Annotated in this window: 22 protein-coding genes; 17 read left to right on the forward strand and 5 right to left on the reverse strand. The window is 68.4% G+C overall.

The window, feature by feature from the left end; translation table 11 throughout:
* The first annotated feature begins 102 nt into the window (after positions 1-102).
* Entirely contained in the window at positions 103-1,284 is a 1,182-nt protein-coding gene (locus tag J2744_RS10100; protein ID WP_210113235.1) for a 5-(carboxyamino)imidazole ribonucleotide synthase, read from the forward strand.
* An 18-nt stretch (positions 1,285-1,302) separates the two neighbouring features.
* Here J2744_RS10100 and J2744_RS10105 read toward each other — a convergent pair whose 3' ends face one another.
* Both J2744_RS10105 and J2744_RS10110 read right to left on the reverse strand, forming a co-directional pair.
* The gene (locus tag J2744_RS10105) at positions 1,303-1,554 is read right to left on the reverse strand and encodes a type II toxin-antitoxin system HicA family toxin (RefSeq protein ID WP_210113236.1); all 252 of its coding nucleotides are present in this window, start codon (positions 1,552-1,554) and stop codon (positions 1,303-1,305) included.
* Between the two features lies 1 nt (position 1,555).
* Positions 1,556-1,825, reverse strand: a complete 270-nt coding sequence (locus J2744_RS10110) for a type II toxin-antitoxin system HicB family antitoxin (protein WP_210113237.1) — start codon at positions 1,823-1,825, stop codon at positions 1,556-1,558.
* A 119-nt stretch (positions 1,826-1,944) separates the two neighbouring features.
* Between J2744_RS10110 and purE the strand changes: the two genes are divergently transcribed.
* The 13 genes from purE (at position 1,945) to J2744_RS10175 (ending at position 13,562) form a co-directional block, all read left to right on the forward strand.
* Complete coding sequence (gene purE, locus J2744_RS10115) at positions 1,945-2,553, forward strand: 5-(carboxyamino)imidazole ribonucleotide mutase (RefSeq protein ID WP_210113238.1); 609 nt, start codon at positions 1,945-1,947, stop codon at positions 2,551-2,553.
* 198 nt (positions 2,554-2,751) lie between these two features.
* Positions 2,752-3,168, forward strand: a complete 417-nt coding sequence (locus tag J2744_RS10120) for an NADH-quinone oxidoreductase subunit A (RefSeq protein WP_210113239.1) — start codon at positions 2,752-2,754, stop codon at positions 3,166-3,168.
* Positions 3,168-3,866 carry an NADH-quinone oxidoreductase subunit B gene (locus J2744_RS10125; protein WP_006629677.1) on the forward strand — a complete coding sequence of 233 codons (699 nt, stop codon included), beginning with the start codon at positions 3,168-3,170 and terminating at the stop codon, positions 3,864-3,866. Before J2744_RS10120 ends, J2744_RS10125 begins: the two co-directional genes overlap by 1 nt.
* On the forward strand, positions 3,863-5,527 hold the full coding sequence (locus tag J2744_RS10130) for an NADH-quinone oxidoreductase subunit D (RefSeq protein WP_210113240.1): 1,665 nt from the start codon (positions 3,863-3,865) through the stop codon (positions 5,525-5,527). Before J2744_RS10125 ends, J2744_RS10130 begins: the two co-directional genes overlap by 4 nt.
* On the forward strand, positions 5,527-6,600 hold the full coding sequence (locus tag J2744_RS10135; RefSeq protein WP_210113241.1) for a complex I subunit 1/NuoH family protein: 1,074 nt from the start codon (positions 5,527-5,529) through the stop codon (positions 6,598-6,600). Before J2744_RS10130 ends, J2744_RS10135 begins: the two co-directional genes overlap by 1 nt.
* A gap of 1 nt (position 6,601) precedes the next feature.
* Positions 6,602-7,063, forward strand: a complete 462-nt coding sequence (locus tag J2744_RS10140) for a NuoI/complex I 23 kDa subunit family protein (protein ID WP_210113242.1) — start codon at positions 6,602-6,604, stop codon at positions 7,061-7,063.
* Between the two features lie 43 nt (positions 7,064-7,106).
* Positions 7,107-7,373: an NADH-quinone oxidoreductase subunit J gene (locus J2744_RS10145; RefSeq protein ID WP_006629673.1), complete on the forward strand. Its 267-nt coding sequence runs from the start codon at positions 7,107-7,109 to the stop codon at positions 7,371-7,373.
* Positions 7,370-7,717 carry a hypothetical protein gene (locus tag J2744_RS10150; RefSeq protein ID WP_210113243.1) on the forward strand — a complete coding sequence of 116 codons (348 nt, stop codon included), beginning with the start codon at positions 7,370-7,372 and terminating at the stop codon, positions 7,715-7,717. The genes J2744_RS10145 and J2744_RS10150 overlap by 4 nt, the downstream gene beginning before the upstream one ends.
* Entirely contained in the window at positions 7,714-8,034 is a 321-nt protein-coding gene (gene nuoK / locus J2744_RS10155; protein ID WP_210113244.1) for an NADH-quinone oxidoreductase subunit NuoK, read from the forward strand. Before J2744_RS10150 ends, nuoK begins: the two co-directional genes overlap by 4 nt.
* Position 8,035: 1 nt before the next feature.
* Entirely contained in the window at positions 8,036-10,081 is a 2,046-nt protein-coding gene (gene nuoL, locus J2744_RS10160; RefSeq protein ID WP_210113245.1) for an NADH-quinone oxidoreductase subunit L, read from the forward strand.
* On the forward strand, positions 10,081-11,613 hold the full coding sequence (locus J2744_RS10165) for a complex I subunit 4 family protein (protein WP_210113246.1): 1,533 nt from the start codon (positions 10,081-10,083) through the stop codon (positions 11,611-11,613). The genes nuoL and J2744_RS10165 overlap by 1 nt, the downstream gene beginning before the upstream one ends.
* On the forward strand, positions 11,606-13,108 hold the full coding sequence (locus tag J2744_RS10170; protein ID WP_210113247.1) for an NADH-quinone oxidoreductase subunit N: 1,503 nt from the start codon (positions 11,606-11,608) through the stop codon (positions 13,106-13,108). Before J2744_RS10165 ends, J2744_RS10170 begins: the two co-directional genes overlap by 8 nt.
* Before the next feature lie 136 nt (positions 13,109-13,244).
* Entirely contained in the window at positions 13,245-13,562 is a 318-nt protein-coding gene (locus tag J2744_RS10175; RefSeq protein WP_210113248.1) for a hypothetical protein, read from the forward strand.
* A 12-nt stretch (positions 13,563-13,574) separates the two neighbouring features.
* Here J2744_RS10175 and J2744_RS10180 read toward each other — a convergent pair whose 3' ends face one another.
* From J2744_RS10180 to J2744_RS10190, 3 genes are read right to left on the reverse strand one after another with little or no spacing between them, the layout of a single operon-like run.
* The gene (locus J2744_RS10180) at positions 13,575-13,805 is read right to left on the reverse strand and encodes an H/ACA ribonucleoprotein complex subunit GAR1 (protein WP_210113249.1); all 231 of its coding nucleotides are present in this window, start codon (positions 13,803-13,805) and stop codon (positions 13,575-13,577) included.
* Positions 13,806-13,807: 2 nt separating this feature from the next.
* The gene (srp19, locus tag J2744_RS10185) at positions 13,808-14,086 is read right to left on the reverse strand and encodes a signal recognition particle subunit SRP19 (RefSeq protein WP_210113250.1); all 279 of its coding nucleotides are present in this window, start codon (positions 14,084-14,086) and stop codon (positions 13,808-13,810) included.
* Positions 14,087-14,144: 58 nt separating this feature from the next.
* Positions 14,145-16,040 carry an ATP-binding protein gene (locus J2744_RS10190; RefSeq protein ID WP_210113251.1) on the reverse strand — a complete coding sequence of 632 codons (1,896 nt, stop codon included), beginning with the start codon at positions 16,038-16,040 and terminating at the stop codon, positions 14,145-14,147.
* A gap of 222 nt (positions 16,041-16,262) precedes the next feature.
* Here J2744_RS10190 and alaS point away from each other — a divergent pair, with 222 nt between their 5' ends.
* From alaS to J2744_RS10205, 3 genes are all read left to right on the forward strand, one after another.
* Positions 16,263-19,043, forward strand: a complete 2,781-nt coding sequence (alaS, locus tag J2744_RS10195; protein ID WP_210113252.1) for an alanine--tRNA ligase — start codon at positions 16,263-16,265, stop codon at positions 19,041-19,043.
* A gap of 32 nt (positions 19,044-19,075) precedes the next feature.
* Complete coding sequence (locus tag J2744_RS10200) at positions 19,076-19,879, forward strand: alpha/beta fold hydrolase (RefSeq protein ID WP_210113253.1); 804 nt, start codon at positions 19,076-19,078, stop codon at positions 19,877-19,879.
* A 98-nt stretch (positions 19,880-19,977) separates the two neighbouring features.
* A complete protein-coding gene (locus J2744_RS10205) occupies positions 19,978-20,691 on the forward strand; it encodes a type 1 glutamine amidotransferase (protein ID WP_210113254.1) in 714 nt (237 codons plus the stop codon).
* The last annotated feature ends 119 nt before the right edge of the window (positions 20,692-20,810 follow it).

Here is a 20,810-nt window from a genome sequence, read left to right on the forward strand (position 1 = left end):
GCGTCGAGGCGGTGCGCTCCGCCGAACGTGATCCGTATGTATGCGTATTCGGACACCAGTTTTGGTAATACTTATTCACTCCTGTTCAGTACCTACTCGCACATGTCGATCACCCTGCCGGGACCGACGCTCGGCGTCGTCGGCGGCGGACAGCTGGGCCGAATGCTGGCCGAGGCCGCCGCGCCGCTCGGCGTCGACCTCGTCGTGTTGGACCCGACGCCCGACTGTCCGGCGGCGCCCGTCGCGGCCGACCAGATCGTCGCCGACTTCGACGACGCTGACGCGATCGATCGGCTCGCGGCCCGCGTCGACGCGTTGACGTTCGAGATCGAACTCGCGGACCCGGCGGTCCTCGCGACCGCGAGCGAGGAACACGGCGTACCGGTCCACCCCGACCCGGCCACCTTAGAGATGATCCAGGACAAACTGGTTCAAAAGGAGGCGCTCGCGGACGCGGGGATCCCCGTCCCCGAGTTCGTCGCGGTCGCGACCGCCGAGGGACTCGAACGCGTCGTCGAGGAGTTCGGCGGCGTGATGCTGAAGGCCCGGGAGGGCGGGTACGACGGCCGCGGGAACGTCCCGGTCGAGACGCCCGACCAGGCCGCCGCCGCGCTCGATGCGGTCGGCGGCGCCGCGATGGTCGAGGAGTTCCTCGACTTCGAGCGCGAGATCGCCGTGATGGGGCTGAAGGGCGCGGACGGCGAGACCCGGACCTACCCCGTCACCGAGACGGTCCACCGCGAGGAGATCCTCCGCGAGAGCCTCAGCCCCGCCCGGGCCGACGACGCCGTCGTCGCCGAGGCCGAGTCGGTCGCACGCGACGTGCTCGACGTGCTCGACGGCCGGGGCGTTTTCGGGATCGAGCTGTTCGAGGCCCGCGACGGGGAGGTGCTGGTCAACGAGATCGCGCCGCGCCCGCACAACTCGGGTCACTGGACGATCGAGGGCGCGCGCACCTCGCAGTTCGAGAACCACGTCCGCGCCGTCCTCGGGTGGCCGCTCGGCCCGACCGACCTCGTCGCGCCCGCGGTCACCGCGAACGTGCTCGGCGACGTAGAGGAGACCGAACCGGCGACGCTGTCCGGCGTCGAGGCGGTGTTCGCGGCGCCCGACGCCGACCTCCACTGGTACGGCAAAGACGACGTGTACCCGCTTCGGAAGATGGGTCACCTGACGGTGACGGAGCGGGAGGCGGACTCACCGGGCGACGGCGAGACCGACCGCGACGCCCTACTTTCTCGGGCGCGCGACCTCCGTGACGGACTGACGTTCCGGGACGCGTAGCCGCGGACCGGTCGGCTTTCACGAGTTGCGGTCGACCCACGCGCAGAAGGCGTCGAACTCGTGCGCTCCGGCGTCGTCCGCGATATTCCTGAGCGTTCCCTCCCGAAGTTCGTCGTGTAGTGGCACCGTGACGTGCCGCTTGTCTGTCTCGTTCGTCGGGTGTTCGTAGTAGAGCTGTGCGTGGTCACCTGTAGTCCGTCGCCACTCGAATCCACCGCGGTTGACGAGTACCTTCACGACCTCCCGACCGGAGAACGTGCGCCTCGCCACGCTATTCGAGGACGTCGGGCGGCTTCGCGTCTCCGGTCGCGTTCTCCTCGGGATCGATCCCGAGTTCCCGAAGCTCTTCGTCGGTCGGCTCGCGGCCGACCTCTCCCCGATGGAGTGCGACGGCCTCGTCGAGGTTCTCCAGCGCGTCGGACCGGGACTCTCCCTGCGTCGTGACGCCCGTTCCCACGTCCCGGGCGATCCACCACCCTTCGTCTCGCCAGAGGCGGATCTCGCCTTCGTGGTCGGTTCCGTTTTCCGTCGAGCTTGCCATTGCTGTACACTTCGTGCGATTTGGGTGATAAGGGTTGGGCAGGGAACAACGAACCGACCGAGCCGAGACCGGTCGCCGCATCCGGGAGTTCCTTGTAGCCCTCCGCCGAACCCTCGTCCATGACCACGGTGGACGACCTGATCGACCGGCTCGAAGCTGAAGCGGCGGCCGACGCGGACCCGGCGACCACCCCCGACGTGGGGATCATCATGGGCTCCGACTCGGACCTCCCCGTCATGGAGGACGCCTACGAGGCGCTCGACGACCTCGGCTTCGCGGAGCAGACCGACTTCGGCGAGGCGCCGGACGCGCGGTTCACCTACGAGAGCTACGTCGTCTCCGCGCACCGCACGCCCGAACTCATGTACGCGTACGGGGAGACGGCGACCGACCGCGGGCTGGACGTGATCGTCGCCGGCGCGGGCGGGAAGTCCGCCGACCTGCCGAACATGACCGCCTCCGTCGCGTACCCGGTGCCCGTGATCGGCGTGCCGGTCCAGGAGAAGTCGGTGGACTCGGTCATCGGGATGCCGACGGGCGCGCCGATCGTCGCCGTCGACGCCGGGAAGTCGTACAACGCGGCGCTGTCGGCGGCGCAGGTGCTCGCGCGCGAACACGACGAGATCGAGGAGCGGTTGGTCGACCTCCACGACGAGCAGACGGCGGGCGTCGCGGACGTCTCGGCCGCTCTCCACGACCTTGGGATCGACGGGTTCCGAGAGCGGTAGCGGGACCTCGGCACGGCGACCGCTTCGCGGTCCGGACGCGTTCCGTTTCACTCCGCGACGAACCCGTTCGACGGCTCTCGGTCGGTTCGCGGGCGCTTCGACCGCAAACCGTCGATACCGGCCCGCACGCCCGCGGACGCACAAGACTCAACGCTTATGAGGGGGCGGTCCAAACGCCAGCACGTTACGGAGACCTATATGAGCGATTGGATAGCGATTGGCGCCTTGGCGGTCGTCGGCCTGCTCATCCCGATAGCGATGATGACAGTGTCGGCGCTGCTCCGTCCGAGCGTGCCTGAGACCGGTAAAAGTACCACCTACGAGTCCGGCGAGACCCCGACGGGCGGGACGCGGATCCGGTTCAACATCCAGTACTACATGGTCGCGTTGTTGTTCGTCGTGTTCGACATCGAGACCGTGTTGCTGTTCCCGTGGGCGGTCATCTACCGCCCGGCCGTTCAGGCCGGCGTTCCGATGGCCGACCTGCTGTGGCCGATGTTGGCGTTCGTCGGCATTCTCGCGGTCGGACTCGTCTGGGCGTGGCGGTCGGGGGCGATCAGCTGGGCCCGCAGCCCCCGCGCGACCAGCAGAAAGACGACGGAGGAACTCAACTAATGAGCAGCGATCAACCGTTTATCACCGACGAATCGCAGGTCGTAACCGAGACCAGAGACGCCCGGATGACCGGGCAGGGGGACCGGTTCAACTCCCGGCTCCGCGAGGCGTTCGGCTCCTCGCCGTTCATCCTCACCAAGTTCGACAAGTTCCTGAACTGGTGTCGGGGCTCTTCGATGTTCATGCTGCAGTTCGGCATCGCCTGCTGTAGCATCGAGATGATGCACACCTACGCGGTGAAACACGACCTCGACCGCTTCGGGTCGGGCGTCCCCCGCGCGTCGCCGCGGCAGGCCGACGTGATGATCGTCCCCGGGACGATCGTCTCGAAGTTCGCCCCGCGGATGAAGCGCGTCTACGACCAGATGCCCGAGCCGAAGTTCGTCGTCGGCATGGGTTCGTGCACAATCTCCGGCGGCCCGTTCCAGGAGGGGTACAACGTGATCAAAGGCGCCGAGGAGGTCATCCCGATCGACATCCACGTCCCCGGCTGCCCGCCCCGTCCCGAGGCGCTCGTCTACGGCGTCGTGAAGCTGCAAGAGCGCGTCGCCAACGGCGAGGCCGCGCCCGTCACGGTCAAGCCGTACGAGCTGGAGGAGTTCTCGGACCTCGAACGCGACGAACTCGTCGACAAGCTGACCGACCAGATCGACGACGACGAGCTCGTCATGCGGTACAACTTCGCTGATTCGCCATGAGCCTCGAACGACCGGACACCGTCGACGACGGCGCCGTCGAGCGCACCCCCGACGAGCTGGAGGCGCTGCTCGGCGACCTCGTCGTCGACCGCGACGACCACCTGAACGCGCCCGGGTTCGTCATCCGCCCGGACACCGTCCAGGAGACGCTCTCGATCCTGAAACAGCAGGCGGGGTACGACCACCTCTCCGTCGTCTCCGCACAGGAGTACGAGAACCGCTACGAGTCGATCTACCACCTGAAGAAGTACGACGACCCGACCCAGGAGGTCAGCGTCGTCGTCCCCGCGGACAAGGACAACCCCGTCTCCGAGACGGCCGAACCGGTCTTCCGCACCGCCGACTGGCACGAGCGGGAGGCGTACGACCTGATCGGCGTCGAGTACGAGGGGCACCCCGACCTGCGCCGGATCCTGCTGCCCGAGACCTGGCAGGGCCACCCCCTGTCGATGGACTACGACAAGGACCGGCCGCAGATCGCCACGCTGCCGGAGCACGCGAATCCGCTCGAGGAGCATCACAAGGACGCCGAGTCCGACACGATGTTCCTCAACATCGGGCCGCACCACCCGGCGACCCACGGGGTGCTCCACCTGAAGACGGTCCTCGACGGCGAGCAGGTCGTCGACGTCGAGCCGGACATCGGCTACCTCCACCGCAGCGAAGAGCAGATGGCGCAGTCCGGGACGTACCGTCACCAGATCATGCCGTACCCCGACCGCTGGGACTACATCTCGGCGGGGCTGCTCAACGAGTGGGCGTACGCCCGCGCGGCCGAGGACCTCGCGGACATCGAGGTGCCGGAGTACGCGCAGGTCATCCGGACGATGGGCGCGGAGATGTGCCGGATCGCCGCGCACATGCTCGCGCTCGCCACGTTCGCGCTCGACATCAACGGCGACTTCACGGCGACGTTCATGTACGCCATCAACGACCGCGAGCGCGTCCAGAACCTCTTGGAGGACCTGACGGGCCAGCGGCTGATGTTCAACTACTTCCGGCTCGGCGGCGTCGTCTGGGACCTGCCGGAGCCGCGCGAGGAGTTCTTCTCGAAGACCCGGGACTTCCTCGACCACCTCCCGGAGTCCGTCGAGGAGTACCACAACCTCATCACCTCGAACGAGATCTTCCAGATGCGGACGATCGACACGGGGATCCTCCCGCCGGAGGTCGCCAAGAACTACGGCGCGACCGGTCCCGTCGCCCGCGGCTCGGGCGTCGACTACGACCTGCGCCGCGACGACCCGTACGGCTACTACGACGAGCTGGACTGGGACGTCGTCACCGAGGAGGGGTGCGACAACTTCAGCCGCCTGCTCGTCCGGATGCGCGAGGTCGAGGAGTCGGCGAAGATCATCGAGCAGTGCGTCGACCTGCTCGAAGACTGGCCCGAAGACGAGCGGAACATCCAGGCGAACGTGCCGCGCACGCTGCGCCCGGACGACGACACCGAGATCTACCGCGCCGTCGAGGGCGCGAAGGGCGAGCTCGGCATCTACATCCGCGCGGACGGGACGGACAAGCCGGCCCGGTTCAAGATCCGGTCGCCGTGCTTCTCGAACCTCCAGACGCTGCCGGAGATGGCGAACGGGGAGTACATCCCGGACGTCATCGCGGCCCTCGGTAGCCTCGACGTCGTTCTCGGGGAGGTGGACCGCTGATGGGCACGGCGCCCGCGCAGCTGTTCCCCGAGTTCATCGTCGACACGCTCGGGCTCGACAGCGTTATCGGCGAGGTCGCGGCCTCGCTGGTCGCCGCCTTCGTCGTCGGGAACATCATCCTCGCGTTCACGGGCGTCGCGGGCCCGTGGGCGAAACGGAAGGTCACGGCCGCGTTCACCGACCGGATCGCGGTCGACCGGATCGGCCCGTACGGGCTGCTCATCATCCCGGCGGCCGCGGTCCAGCTGCTCGCGAAAGAGCTGATCGTCCCCGAGGGCGTCGACCGCCCCACGTGGGACATCGCGCCGATCCTCCTGCCCGCGTCGGCGCTGCTCGGCTTCTCGGTCATCCCGATGGGTCGGATCGGGCCGATCAACCTCCACCTCGCGGACCCGGAGGTCGGCTTCGCGCTGGTGTTCGCGTTCGCCTCCATCGCCTCCGTCTCGCTGGTGATGGCCGGCTACGCGTCGAGCAACAAGTACTCGCTTCTCGGCGGCCTCCGCGCCGTCGCGCAGAACCTCGCGTACGAGATTCCGCTCATCGTCACCGCGATGTCGGCCGTGATATTCGCCGGCACGCTCCAGATGAGCGGCATCGTCGGCGCGCAGACGGAGACGCTCGCGACGATCGGCGGCGTCGCAATCCCGTCGTGGTACGCGTTCGTGAACCCGTTCGCGTTCGTGCTGTTCCTCACGGCGAACATGGCGGAGATCGGACGGAACCCGTTCGACATCCCCGAGGCGCCGACGGAGATCGTCGGGGGGTACCAGACGGAGTACTCCTCGGCGTACTTCGTCCTCTTCTATCTCGGAGAGTTCGTCCACATCTTCCTCGGCGGAGCGATCCTCGCCGTGACGTTCCTCGGCGGCGCCTCCGGGCCCGGCCCGGAGAGCATCGGCTTCATCTGGTTCGTGGTGAAGATCTGGGGCTTCTTCCTGTTCACGCAGTGGGCCCGCGCGGCGATACCCCGCGTCCGGATCGATCAGCTGATCGAAATCGGCTGGAAAGGTATGCTGGTGCTGTCGTTCGCGAACCTGGTTCTCACGGCCGTAATCGTGGGGGTGATCGCGTAACATGATCGGACTCATGAAATCCATGGCGACGACGATGAAGCACGCGCTGGACGGGAAGACGTTCACCGTGGAGTACCCGGAGGACGCGCCCGAGGTGAGTCCCCGGTTCCGCGGGGTCCACAAGTTCAGCCAGGAGCGGTGTATCTGGTGTCGGCAGTGCGAGAACGTCTGTCCGAACGACACGATCCAGATCGTTCAGGACGACCAGCGCAACGGCGAGCAGTACAACCTCCACATCGGGCAGTGTATCTACTGTCGGCTCTGCGAGGAGGTCTGCCCCGTCGACGCCATCCTGTTGACGCAGAACTTCGAGTTCACGGCGGACACGAAAGACGGCTTCGTGTTCAACAAAGAACAGCTCAAGAACGTCCCGTGGTACAAGGGGATCGACCCGCTGGAGTCCCGCAATCCCGATCGCGGCGCGTGGATCGGGGAGGGCGACGGCGAGGTCGACTACCAGTAGCGTCTCGAAATCTTCAAAGGGGTTCTCATAGGAGACAAACACAATGGTTGAAGTCACCATCGCGTTCGGGCTGTTCGCCGCGGTTACGCTGGCGTTCGCCCTCGGGGTCGTCCTGGCGCGCGACGTGTTCCACGCCGCGCTGCTTCTGGGCGGAGCCCTCACGAGCGTCGCGGTGCACTACGTGATGCTGCGGGCGGAGTTTATCGCCGCCATGCAGATCCTCGTCTACGTGGGCGGGGTCCTCATCTTAGTCACGTTCGCCGTGATGCTCACGCGATCGGATTCCGAAACGGAGGTGAGTCGCGCGTGAGCAACGACGAGAGCCGCGGGTCGCGGATCGCGCCCGCAATCGCCGTCGGCGCCCTGTTCGCCGTGCTGGCCGCGACGGTCAACGCGGCGACGTTCGGTTTCGAGGAGGTCGGGTTCCCGGCCGACGCTTCTGTCGTCCACAACATCGGATACGCCCTGTTCAATCTCGGCGGGTACGACATCGCGACGATCCCCGCAGAGGGGTTCCTCGCCGCCTTCCTGATCGCCGCGGTCGCGCTCGACGTCGCGGTCGACGGGGCCGTCTACCTGGCGAAGCGCGAGGAGGACGACTCCATCGTCTCCGCGCTCGGGCAGGCGTTCACCGACGGAGGTGACCGCCGGTGACCGCCATCGCCTCGTCGATCCCGCCGTCGTGGTACCTGCTGTTGGCGTCGGCCGTGTTCTGTATCGGACTGTTCGGCGTGCTGACGCGACGGAACGCGCTGTACTTCCTCATGAGCGTCGAGCTCATGATGAACGCGGCCAACATCAACTTCGTCGCGTTCGCGCTGTACTACGGCGACCTCACGGGGCAGGTGTTCGCGCTGTTCGTCATCGCGCTCGCCGCCGCCGAGGTCGCCATCGGTATCGGCATCATACTCGTGTTATACCGTAACTTCGGCACGACAGACGTGACCGTTCCCGCGGAGATGAGGTGGTAAGATGGTGGACGCATTCGCATACGTTCCGGCGATCGTGCTCCTCCCGTTCTTCTCGTTCCTGGTCGCGCTCGGCGCGGGCAGGTACCTCCCGAAGGGCGGCGCCTTCGGCGGCATCGCGGCGACGGCGGGGTCGTTCCTGCTGTCGATCTGGGTCGCGGCGACCGTCGCGAGCGGCCGCGCGTACAACGAGACGCTGTACCACTGGGCGAGCGAGGGCGGCGCGGGGATCGGGCCGACGGAGATCGAACTCACGTTCGGCGTCCTGATCGACCCGCTGTCGGCGCTCATGCTCGTCATCGTGACGCTCGTCGCGCTGCTCGTGCACGTGTTCTCGCTCGGGTACATGAACGACGAGGGCGAGACGGGGCTGCCGCGGTACTACGCCGGACTCGGCCTGTTCACGGCGTCGATGCTCGGCTTCGTCGTCGCCGACAACCTGCTGATGGCGTTCATGTTCTTCGAGCTGGTCGGGCTCTGCTCGTACCTGCTCATCGGCTTCCACTTCCGGGAGCCGGGTCCGCCGTCGGCCGCGAAGAAGGCGTTCCTCGTCACCCGCTTCGGTGACTACTTCTTCCTCGTCGGCGTCGTCGCGGTGTTCGCCACCTTCGGCACGGCGCAGTTCGCCGGGCCGGAGTCGTTCCCCGCGCTCGCGGACGCGGCGATCAACGGCTCCGGGTCGGTCGCGTGGACGCCCGGCGGTCTCGACCTCGGGACGTGGCTGACGGTCGTCGGCCTGCTCGTCTTGGGCGGCGTCGTCGGCAAGTCCGCGCAGTTCCCGCTTCACACGTGGCTCCCCGACGCGATGGAGGGTCCGACGCCCGTCTCCGCGCTCATCCACGCCGCGACGATGGTCGCGGCCGGCGTCTACCTCGTCGCGCGGATGTACGGCTTCTACGTGCTGACGCCGACGACGATGGCCGTCATCGCCTTCATCGGCGGCTTCACGGCGCTGTTCGCGGCGACGATGGGACTGGTGAAAGACGAGCTGAAGCAGGTGCTCGCGTACTCTACCATCTCGCAGTACGGCTACATGATGCTCGCGCTCGGTGCGGGCGGGTACGTGGCCGCGGTCTTCCACCTGACGACCCACGCCTTCTTCAAAGCCCTGCTGTTCCTGGGCGCCGGCGCGGTCATCATCGCGATGCACCACAACGAGGACATGTGGGACATGGGCGGGCTGCGTTCGAAGCTGCCGGTGACGTACTACACCTTCCTCGCCGGCTCGCTCGCGCTCGCGGGCATCTTCCCGTTCGCCGGCTTCTGGTCGAAAGACGAGATCCTCTACGAGGCGCTCGTCCACGGACTCAACGACCCGCTGCTGCTCGGCGGCTACCTGATGGGGCTGCTCGCGGTGCCCGTCACCGCCTTCTACACCTTCCGGATGGTGTTCCTGACCTTCCACGGCGAGCCGCGGAGCGACACCGCGCGCGAGCCCGAACCCGTTCGCTGGAACGTGAAGGGGCCGCTGACGGTGCTCGGGTCGCTCGCGGTCGTCACCGGCTTCATCAACATGGTACCGGTCCAGAAGGTGCTCGGACTGGAGGGAATCGACCTGCTCCACCTCTGGCTCGACAACCACTGGGGCGGCATCGAGGGCCTTTCCTCGCACCACTACGCAGACCTGAGTCCGTACAGCAGCGGTTACCTCGTCGGCGGTGAGGTCGGAACCGTCCTCGTCGGCGCGGCAGTCTCGCTCGGCCTCGCCCTGCTCGGACTCGGACTCGCATGGCGGCTCTACAACGTGGCGTCGCCGACGGAACACACCGCCAAGCTCGGCGGGGTCAAAGACGTGCTGTACAACAACTACTACCTCGACGAACTACAGGTCTGGCTCGCGTATCGAACGGAAGACGTCGCGGGCGGCGCGAACGTCTTCGATCAGGGGATCATCGACGGCGTCGTGAACGGCGTCTCCTCGGTGAGCCTGACCGGCGGCGGTCGGGTTCGGAAGCTCCAGTCCGGCGTCGTCTCGCAGTACGCCGCGCTGCTCACCTTCGGACTCGTCGCGCTGTTGCTCGTGCTCGGCGCGACCGGGGGGTGGTTCTGATGCTACTCGAAGCGCTCATGGCGGCCGCCTTCGTCGGCGCGCTGACGGTGTTCCTCGCGCCCGACGAGTGGGCCGGCCGACTGGCGTTCGCGATCAGCCTGATCCCGTTCGTCGGGAGCCTCTACCTCTGGTCCGGCTTCGAGGCCGGCGGCAACGCGCTGCTCGGCGGCGAGGTCGCGTACGCGACGCAGATCGAGTGGCTCGAAGTCGGCGGTCGTAGCGTCTCGTGGTTCGTCGGACTCGACGGGATCAGCCTCCCGCTGTTCGTGCTCACGACGTTCCTCGTGCCGCTGGCGATCCTTAGCGCGTGGACGCCCGTGGACACGCGGCAGAGCCAGTTCTACGGCCTGATGTTATTCATGGAGGCGAACCTGCTCGGCGTGTTCGCCGCGCTCGACTTCTTCCTGTGGTTCGTCTTCTGGGAGGCGGTGCTGGTCCCGATGTACTTCCTCATCGGGATCTGGGGCGGCCCGCGCCGCAAGTACGCCGCGATCAAGTTCTTCGTGTACACGAACGCGGCGTCGCTGCTGATGTTCCTCGGCTTCATGAGCCTCGTGTTCGCGCTCGGGGACTCGGTGTCGTCGTTCGCGCTGCCTGAGATCGCACAGGCGATCGCCGCGGGCGACCTGAGTGCGTGGTTCGGCATCCCGCCGGACCGGATCGCGATGGTGGCGTTCCTCGCGATGTTCCTCGGGTTCGCGGTGAAGGTCCCGATCGTGCCGTTCCACACCTGGCTGCCGGACGCTCACGTTCAGGCGCCGACTCCCGCGTCGGTGCTCTTGGCGGGCGTCCTCCTGAAGATGGGGACGTACGCGCTGCTCCGGTTCAACTTCACGATGCTCCCCGAGCAGGCGTCGATGCTCGCGGTCCCGATCGCGGCGATCGCGGTCATCAGCGTCATCTACGGCGCGATGCTGGCGCTGGCCCAGAAGGACCTCAAGCGGATCGTCGCCTACTCCTCCGTCTCGTCGATGGGCTACGTCATCCTCGGACTCATCGTCTTCACCGAGTACGGGGTCGGCGGCGCGACGTTCCAGATGGTCGCGCACGGTCTCATCTCGGGGCTGATGTTCATGGCGGTCGGCGTCATCTACAACACCACCCACACCCGGATGGTCGGTGACATGGCCGGGATGGCCGACCGGATGCCGGTCACCGTCGGCATCCTCGTCGCCGGCGCCTTCGGCTACATGGGGCTGCCGCTGATGGCCGGCTTCGCGGGCGAGTTCTTCATCTTCGTCGGCTCGCTGTCCGCGCCGGCACTCCCGTACGCGCCGGTGTTCACGGCGCTCGCCATGTTCGGTATCGTCATCGTCGCCGGCTACCTGTTGTCGGCGATGCAGAGCACGCTGTTCGGGCCCTTCGAGCTCGAGACCGACTACGAGGTCGGACCCGCGGCGTTCCACGACGTCGCCCCGCTCGCGGTGCTTCTGGTGGCGATCATCGTGCTCGGCGTCGCGCCCGACATCTTCTTCGAGATGATCCGTGACGCTGCCGTACCCGTCGTCGAGGGGGTGACGCTCAATGGTTAACGGTCTCCCCGGCGTGACGGCACTGTTGCCGGCGCTGCTCTTGGCCGTCACCGGACTCGCGCTACTGCTCGTCGACACGATCCGGCCGGACGCGCGGTCGAACACGTCGATGGCGATCGTCGGCGCGATCGGTTCGCTCGCCGCGCTCGCGGCCACCGTCTGGCTCACCGCGAGCGGCGGGGTAAGCCCGGACGGCGGCGCGGTCTACCTGTTCGCGGACGCGATCAAGGTGGACACGTTGGCGTTGTTCTTCACCGCCATCTTCGCGTCGGTGACCGCGCTGGTGCTGGTCGCCGGACACGACTACTTCCACGACCACGCCAACCCGGCGGCGTTCTACTCGCTGGTGACGTTCGCCGCGACCGGGATGGCGCTGCTCGCGGTCGCGAACTCGCTCGCGGTCGTGTTCGTCGCCCTGGAGATGGTGTCGCTGCCGTCGTACGTGCTCGTCGCGTACCTCAAGCACGACCGCGGGAGCGTCGAGGCGGGGCTGAAGTACTTCCTCGTCGGCGCGCTCTCCTCTGCCATCTTCCTGTTCGGCATCTCGCTCGTGTACGCGGCCACCGGGTCGCTCATCCTCGCCGACATCGCGTCGGCGTCTATCGAGGGGCTGACCGGCGTCCTCGGCGTCGGCGTCGTGATGATGATCGGCGGCGTCGCGTTCAAGACCGCCTCCGTCCCGTTCCACTTCTGGGCGCCGGAGGCGTACGAGGGCGCGCCCGCACCGGTGAGCGCGTTCCTCTCGTCGGCCTCGAAGGCCGCCGGGTTCGTCGTCGCGTTCCGCGTGTTCACCGAGGCGTTCCCGCTCGAACTGGCGGTCTCGGCGAACATCGACTGGATGCTCGCGTTCGCGATCCTCGCGGCCGTCACGATGACGGTCGGCAACTTCGCGGCCGCGGTCCAAGAGGAGGTCAAGCGGATGCTCGCGTACTCCTCTATCGGGCACGCCGGGTACGCGCTCATCGGCGTCGCCGCGCTCACGGTCGACGGACCCGCGAACGGCACGGTCATGGGCGCCGCGATGGCGCACCTGCTCGTCTACGGGTTCATGAACACCGGCGCGTTCCTCTTCGTCGCGATGGCGGAGCGGTGGGGCGTCGGCCGCACCTTCGCGGACTACGCGGGACTGTGGCGGCGCGCGCCGGTCGCCTCCGTCGCGATGGCCGTGTTCATGTTCTCGCTGGCCGGGCTGCCGCCGTTCGCCGGGTTCTTCTCGAAGTACTTCCTGTTCCAGGCGGCCATCGACAACGGCTTCCTGTGGCTCGCCGGACTCGGCGCGATAAACAGCGTCGTGTCGCTGTACTACTACAGCCGGGTCGTGAAGGCGCTGTTCCTCGACGACCCCGAGTCGCCGAGCGCGCTCGACGCGATCGACGTGCGGCCGACGGCGCTGTACGCCGCGGTCGTCTTCGCGGCGGTCGCGACGGTGCTACTCCTTCCCGGCTTCGGTCCCGTCATCGAGACGGCCGAGGCGGCGGCGTCCGCGCTGTTCTGACCGGCGCTTCCGTCGGTCGACCTTCGTTTCTGTTCTGCCGTTGTTTACGGCGCCCGCGCCGAGTTCGACGATTTTGATCGGCGAGTCGAACGCCGGCGACCACAGATACTCCTTCCTTCGGTCCCTCAGTAGTTTCGTGTCTTGGACTCACACCTACCGGTGTCTGAACTGTCTCGACGAGGTCCTCACGCGGTCGTTCGACGTGTCGCACCTGTCGCGGACCTGCCCGAACTGCGACTCCTTCGAGCGGTTCGCCAACGAGACCGTGATCGACCGGTTCGAGTCGTTGGAGGCGTCGCCGCCGGCGGAACTCGACTGGGAGCGGCTACAGCGCCGGGAGAAGCTGCTCGTCGCGGAACGGCTCGCGCGTACGGAGAAGACGCTCGCGGACTTCGACGTGGCCGGAAACGAGAGCGAGGACGTGGGCGACGGCGTCAGCGCGACCGAGGCGTAGCGCCGCCCCGACTCACCGAGCGTACAGTTTCCCGCCGACGAGGTCGGCGAGTCCGACGCCGTCGTCGGGCGTGACGGCCACGTAGGGGCGGTCGACCGGGCCGAACACGTCGACGACGCGGCCGACCGTCGAGAGCGACTCGTCGACGACGCTCGCACCGATCCGCGGCGGGTCTTCGCCGGGGTCGCCGCGTGCGATCGCCAGCCCCCCGGCGGTGCGGACGACGGTGCCGACGCGCCGCACGGTTACTCCCGGAGAACGCCGAGATACGCGGCGATCGCCTGAACGAGGTCGTTTTTCGCGGTGTCCTCGGTACCTTTGACCGCCACGGAGCCGCGGGCGTCGAACTCGCGCGGGTAGGTGGCGTCGCGTTCGACGACGGCGTCGTAGCCGACCTGCTGGACGGCCTTCGCGATCTCGTCGACGGTCGGCGCTTCGACCGCCAGATCCATCGGGACGCGGCGTCCCTCCGAGCGCGACAGCTCGGCGTCGAAGTAGGCGGGGTAGACGACGTTCTCGACCATATCGGAGAGCCGAGCGCGCGGCGTAAGGTCGTTTCGGACCGGCGCGGCCTGGGTGCGCTCAGGCCGTCCGGAACTCGAAGCGGGCCCCGCCGTCCTCGGCGGCGCGCGCGGCGACGGTCCACCCGTGCGCCTCGGCGATGCGCTTGCTGATCGCGAGCCCGAGTCCCGTGCCCGACTCGTCGGTCGTGAACCCGCTCTCGAACACCCGATCGACGTCGTCTTCCGGGAGACCGTGTCCGTCGTCTTCGACGTAGAACCCGTCTACGGCGGTGTCGTCGCCATCACGGCGAGTCGTAGTCCCCACCCGGACCGAGAGCGGGTCGTCCGGGGAGCTGCGGCCGTGTTCGGCGCTGTTCCGGAAGACGTTCTCGAACAGCTCGCGCAGTCGCGTGCGGTTCGCCTCCAGGGTCGCGTCCGACTCGACGCTCAGGGTCGCGCCGTCGGTGTCGACGCTCTCCCACGCCTCGCGCGCGATATCGGACAGCGAGACCGACTCCGTCTCTCCCACCGACCGCCCCTGTCTGGCCAGCGACAGGAGGTCCGCGACGAGTTCGTCCATTCGGGAAATCGCGTCCGCGGCCCTATCGAGGTGGTCCATGTCGCCGGTCTCGCGGGCGAGATCGACGTACCCCTCCGCGACCGACAGCGGGTTTCGGAGGTCGTGTGAGACGATGGACGCGAACTCGTCGAGCCGTTCGTTCTGCCGTCTGAGCGTCTCCTCGCGCTCGCGTCGGTCGGTGACGTCGGTGTAGATGGCGTAGCCGGCCGCGTTCGCCGCGTCGAGGTGGATCGGGATGACGTGGAGGATGAAGTGGCGCGGCCCGTCCGCGGTGGTCCGCGTCACCTCTCGGCGGACGTTCTCGCCGCGCTGTAACCGTTCGTTGAGGTCGTCGGCCTCCGATTCGGCGTCGGGCGGAACGATGTACTCGTCGATGGACTCGCCGAGCACCGTGTCCGCGTCGTATCCGAACGTGTCTTCGAACGCGTCGTTCACCTGCCGGACGACCGGGTCGCCGTCGGCGTAGTCGTAGGCGATAGCGGGGTCCGGGACGTTCGTGAACAGCGCGAGGAGCCTGTCGCGTTCGGCCCGGAGCGTCTCGGTGACGGCGATCCGGTCGAGCGTCTCCTCGAGGTGGGAGCCGAGCAACTCCGCCAGCCGGCGATCGGCGTCGTCGAACTCGTTCGTCCCGTCGGCCGCGGCGGCGAGTTGAAAGACGACGTCGTCGCCGACCGGAACGGTGAGCAGTGCGTCGAACTGGCTCTCGGGGTTCGGATTCGGCGCGATCGACGTGTCGCCGGTCCGAATGGCTCGTCCGGCCACGCCGCTGCCGACGCGGACCCGGTTACAGTTCTCGACCGGCGTCCCGCTGGAAGCGACCACCGGCTCGACCCACTCCTCGTCGCGGACGGCCACCACGCACTGGTACTCCGGGAACACCTGTTCGGCCACCGCGATAGCGGCCCGGTACGCCTCGTCGACCGACCTGACGGCGGCCAGTTCCGTCATTCCGGCGTTGAGCTGTTCGATCCGCGAGGGCGTCCGCGTCGGCTCCGACCGGGTGACGGACCGCCGATCGCGTGCGAGCAGCCACGACACGGTCTCCGAGAGCGCCTCGGGCGTTCCGGCGACGGCGTCCACGACCGAGTCGGTCGCGATCTCGCCCGTCGGATCGTCGACGTATGCGACCACGGCGCTGGTGCGGTCGGCGGATCGGACGCGTTCCAGTCCCGCCTCGTCGACGACGACGGCCACGTCGACGTCGGCGATCCGCTCTTCGGTGACTGCGTCAGGCGTAACGGCGTGTGCCTCGACCGTGAACGTTCCGTCGCCGTCGGAGCCGTCGCCGTCGGAGCCGTCCCCGTCGGACTCGACCCGTGACCCGATGTCTCCGGTGAGTTCGGGGTCGTCGCCGAGCACGAGAACCGACGCGTACTCGCCCAACGCAGAAGTCACGATGGTACATGATAGCTCGCGCCGAGAGTATAAGTCTTCTTACCGGTCACGGGACCCGGTCGTCCCGTTCCCGCCGGTCGGTATCCATCCGGCTGCGGCCGAGGTCGTGTTCCCGTCGTGGACGTGTTCGCGTTCTCGCCGTGGTCGGGGTCGCGTTCCCGCGACGACCGGCGAGGAGCGACCCCGGAACCCTTTTGGAGCAACACGGGCCACGTTCGTGTAATGAGCGATCTCGAAGCGGAGTACCGTCTCGACTACTTCGAGGAGGAAGGGTTCGAGCGGAAGGAGTGTTCCTCCTGCGGCGCGCACTTCTGGACCCGCGACGCCGACCGCGAACTGTGCGGCGAGCCGCCGTGTGCGGACTACAGCTTCATCGACGATCCGGGCTTTCCGGAGGCTCACTCGCTGTCAGAGATGCGCGAGGCGTTCCTCTCCTTCTTCGAAGACCACGGCCACGAGCGGATCGACCCGTACCCGGTGGCCGCGAACCGCTGGCGCGACGACGTCCTCCTGACGCAGGCGTCCATCTACGACTTCCAGCCGCTCGTCACCTCCGGGCAGACGCCGCCGCCGGCGAACCCGCTGACGGTCTCCCAGCCCTGTATCCGGATGCAGGACATCGACAACGTCGGCAAGACGGGTCGCCACACGATGGCGTTCGAGATGATGGCCCACCACGCGTTCAACACGCGCGAGGAGGTCGCGGAAGACGAGTACGCCTACCACGGCGAGGTGTACTGGAAAGACGAGACGGTCCAGTACTGCGACGAGCTGTTCGAGAGCCTCGGGGCGGATTTGGAGGAGATAACCTACATCGAGGACCCGTGGGTCGGCGGCGGCAACGCCGGTCCCGCCATCGAGGTCATCTACAAGGGCGCCGAGCTGGCGACGCTCGTCTTCATGTGTATGGAGCGGGACCCCGACGGCGACTACGAGATGAAAGACGGGCACACGTACTCGTTCATGGACACGTACATCGTCGACACCGGGTACGGGTTAGAGCGGTGGACGTGGATGAGCCAGGGGACCGCGACGGTGTACGAGGCGATCTACCCCGACGCGATCGACTTCCTGAAGGAGAACGCGGGGATCGAACACACGGAGGCGGAACGCGAGATCGTCCACCGCGCCGCGAAGCTCTCCGGCCGACTCGACATCGACGACGTCGACGACGTGGAGGCCGCGCGCGGCGAGATCGCCGACCGGCTCGACGTCGACGTCGACCGGCTCCGAGAGCTGGTGGAGCCGCTCGAATCGATCTACGCGATCGCCGACCACTCGCGGACGCTCGCGTACATGTTCGGCGACGAGATCGTCCCCTCGAACGTCGGCACGGGCTACCTCGCCCGGATGGTGTTGCGCCGGATGAAACGGCTCGTCGACGAGGTGGGCGTCGACGCGCCCCTCGACGAGCTGGTCGACATGCAGGCCGAGCGGCTCGGCTACGAGAACCGCGACACGGTCCGCGAGATCGTCCGCAGCGAGGAGCGGAAGTACGAGGAGACGCTGGAGCGCGGCGCCCGGAAGGTCGAGCAGCTCGCCGACGAGTACGCCGGCACCGGCGAGCCGATCCCGACCGCGGAGCTGCTCGAGCTGTACGACTCCCACGGGATCCAGCCCGACATGGTCGCCGACATCGCCGACGAGCGCGGCGCGGCCGTGGACGTGCCCGACGACTTCTACGCGCTCGTCGCCGACAGACACGAGGAGGGCGACGCCGAGGCGGAGCGCGACGAGCGCGACGAGCGGCTCGCGGACCTCCCCGAGACCGAGAAGCTGTTCTACGACGACCAGGGACGCACGGAGTTCGAGGCGGTCGTCCTCGACGTGCTGGACGCCGAGGAGGGGTACGACGTCGTCTTAGACCAGACGATGTTCTACCCCGAGGGCGGCGGGCAGCCGGCAGACAGGGGGCAGCTCACGGTAGGCGAGACGACCGTCGACGTCACCGACGTCCAGGAGCGCGACGGCGTCGTGCTCCACCGCACCGACGCGGACCCCGGGAAAGGCGAGTTCGTCAAGGGACAGGTCGACGGCGACCGCCGCGAGCGACTCCGGACGCACCACACCGCGACCCACCTCATCGGTCACGCCGCGCGTGAAGTGCTCGGCGACCACGTCCGGCAGGCGGGCGCACAGAAGCGGACCGACTCCGCCCGGCTCGACGTGCGCCACTTCGAGCGTATCACCCGGGAGGACGTCAAGGCCATCGAGCGCGTCGCCAACGAGCTGGTCCGCGACGACGTCCCCGTGCGCCAGGAGTGGCCCGACCGCAACGAGGCGGAGGCGGAACACGGCTTCGACCTGTACCAGGGCGGCGTCCCGCCGGGAACGAACGTCCGGCTGATCCACGTCGGCGACGCCGACGTACAGGCCTGTGCGGGCACCCACGTCGACCGGACCGGCGAGATCGGCGCCGTGAAGGTGCTGAAGACGGAGCCGGTCCAGGACGGCGTCGAGCGGATCGCCTTCGCGGCCGGCGCCGCGGCGGTCGAGGCGACCCAGCGCACGGAGGACGCGCTGTACGACGCGGCCGACGTGCTCGACGTCGACCCGCTCGACGTGCCCGACACCGCCGAGCGCTTCTTCGAGGAGTGGAAGGCCCGGGGGAAGGAGATCGAGTCGCTCAAAGAGGAGCTGGCGACCGCGCGCGCCTCCGGCGGCGCCGACGCCGAGGAGGTGGAGGTCGACGGGACGACCGCGGTGATCCAGCGGCTCGACGGCGACGCCGACGAGCTGCGCGCGGCCGCCAACGCCCACGTCGACGACGGGAAGGTCGCGGTGATCGGCAGCGGCGCCGACGGCTCCGCCAGCTTCGTCGTCGGCGTCCCCGACGGCGTCGACGTGAACGCCGGGCAGGTCGTCTCGGAGCTGGCCGGCCGCGTCGGCGGCGGCGGCGGCGGCCCGCCGGACTTCGCACAGGGCGGCGGCCCGGACGCCGACGCGCTCGACGACGCGCTCGACGCGGCGCCGGACGTCCTTCGCAGCCTCCAGGAGGCCTGACGGTCTCGTATCCGCGCACCACCACTCCACCCATGCCACACGCGACCAACGCCGGCGTCGAGATCCGGTATGAGGTGGACGCCCCCGACGCAGGCGACCCCGACGAGGCGGTCGTCTTCTGCGGCGACGTCGGGCTGGGCGCGTGGCAGTTCGGCTGGCAACACGCCGCGCTGGCGGGACCGCACACGGTCATCACGCCGGAGACGCGCGGCATCGGGCGGTCGGACGCGCCGCCGGGACCGTACGCCGTCGCGGACCTCGCGGCCGACATCGACGCGGTCTGTGCGGCCGAGGGGATTCGGAACGCCCACCTCGTCGGCTACGGTCTCGGCGGCGGCGTCGCGCTGACGGCCGCAATGGCCTCCTCGCGGCCGACGAGCCTCACGCTGGTGGGAACGCCGCCCGCGGGCGACGCGTACAACCCCGACGGCGTCTGGGCCGACCCGAACGACCAGGCCGCGGTGGAGGGATCGCTGAACGGGCTGCTCTCGGTCGACTTCCGCGAGGCGCACCCGGACGCGCTCTCGCGGATCGCGGAGTGGCGCGTCGCGGAGGACGCCGACCGGGAGGCGTACGAGGCGCACCGCGCGGCGATCGAGGGGTTCGACCTGACCGACGCGCTCTTCGAGGTCACGACGCCCGCGCTCGTCGTCCACGGAACCGACGACACGGTCTGTCCGATCACGGCCGGCGAGACGCTCGCGGAGGGGCTTCCACGCGGCGAGATAACGACCGTCGACGGCGCTCGACACCTCGTCGGCGTCGAGGCGTCGGCCGCGGTCAACGACCTACTCGTCGGCTGGCTCGCCGAGCACGCGAGCGACGCGTTCGAGTAGCGTCGCCGTCTCCCGACCGACGATCCCCGCGTCCGCGTCGTCGGCCGGCGTGTCCGGCGCCGCAACCGTTTTGTGACTATCCCGTCTCCGTTCGGTCGATGACTCGCCTTCGGTTCGCCCTGTTGAACGCCGCCCACGACGGCGCGAACACCCGTCGGAACTTCCGCCGAGAGATCGACGCCGACCTCGTCGAGTTCGACGCCGTCGGGGGAGATATCCCCGACCACACCGAGTTCGACGGCGTCGTGGTGACGGGGTCGCGCTCCTCGGTCTACTGGGATGAGGCGTGGATCCCGCCGCTCGTCGACTACGTCGCGGAGGCCGCGGACGCGGGCGTCCCGGTGCTCGGCGTCTGTTACGGCCATCAGGTGCTCGCGGAGGCGCTCGGCGGCCGCGTCGCGGGGATGGACGGCTTCGAGATCGGCTACAACGAGATCCGCCGGCCCCGCGACGACCCGCTGTTCGACGGGATCGGCGAGTCGTTCACCGCCTTCACGACCCACGGCGACGCGGTGGTCGAACTCCCGCCGTCCGCGACGCTGCTCGCCGAGAACGACCGCGGCGTCCACGCGTTCCGGGACGGTCACTGCTGGGGCGTCCAGTTCCACCCCGAGTACGACGTCGAGACCGCCCGCGAGGTGACCGACGGGAAGCGCGACCAGATCGGCGACGCCCGCGTGGACAACGTCCTCGACTCGATCACGCCGGAGGCGTACGACGCCGCCTGCGAGGCGAAGGCGCTGTTCGAGAACTTCACCGCCTACGCCGAGCGCCTCGCCGCCGACGGGGCGGAGGCGGCGGCGGACGACTGAGCGGGTCCTGTCGCCCGGACGACCGATCGAAGCCCGTCTCCGCAGCCGACGCGGTGGCGGCCGCCCCGGACGACCGAGCGCCCCCGGTCGAACACCCTTATACCCCTCCCGGACCGATC

This window comes from Halorubrum trapanicum, from assembly GCF_017873555.1.
Taxonomy (GTDB): domain Archaea; phylum Halobacteriota; class Halobacteria; order Halobacteriales; family Haloferacaceae; genus Halorubrum; species Halorubrum trapanicum.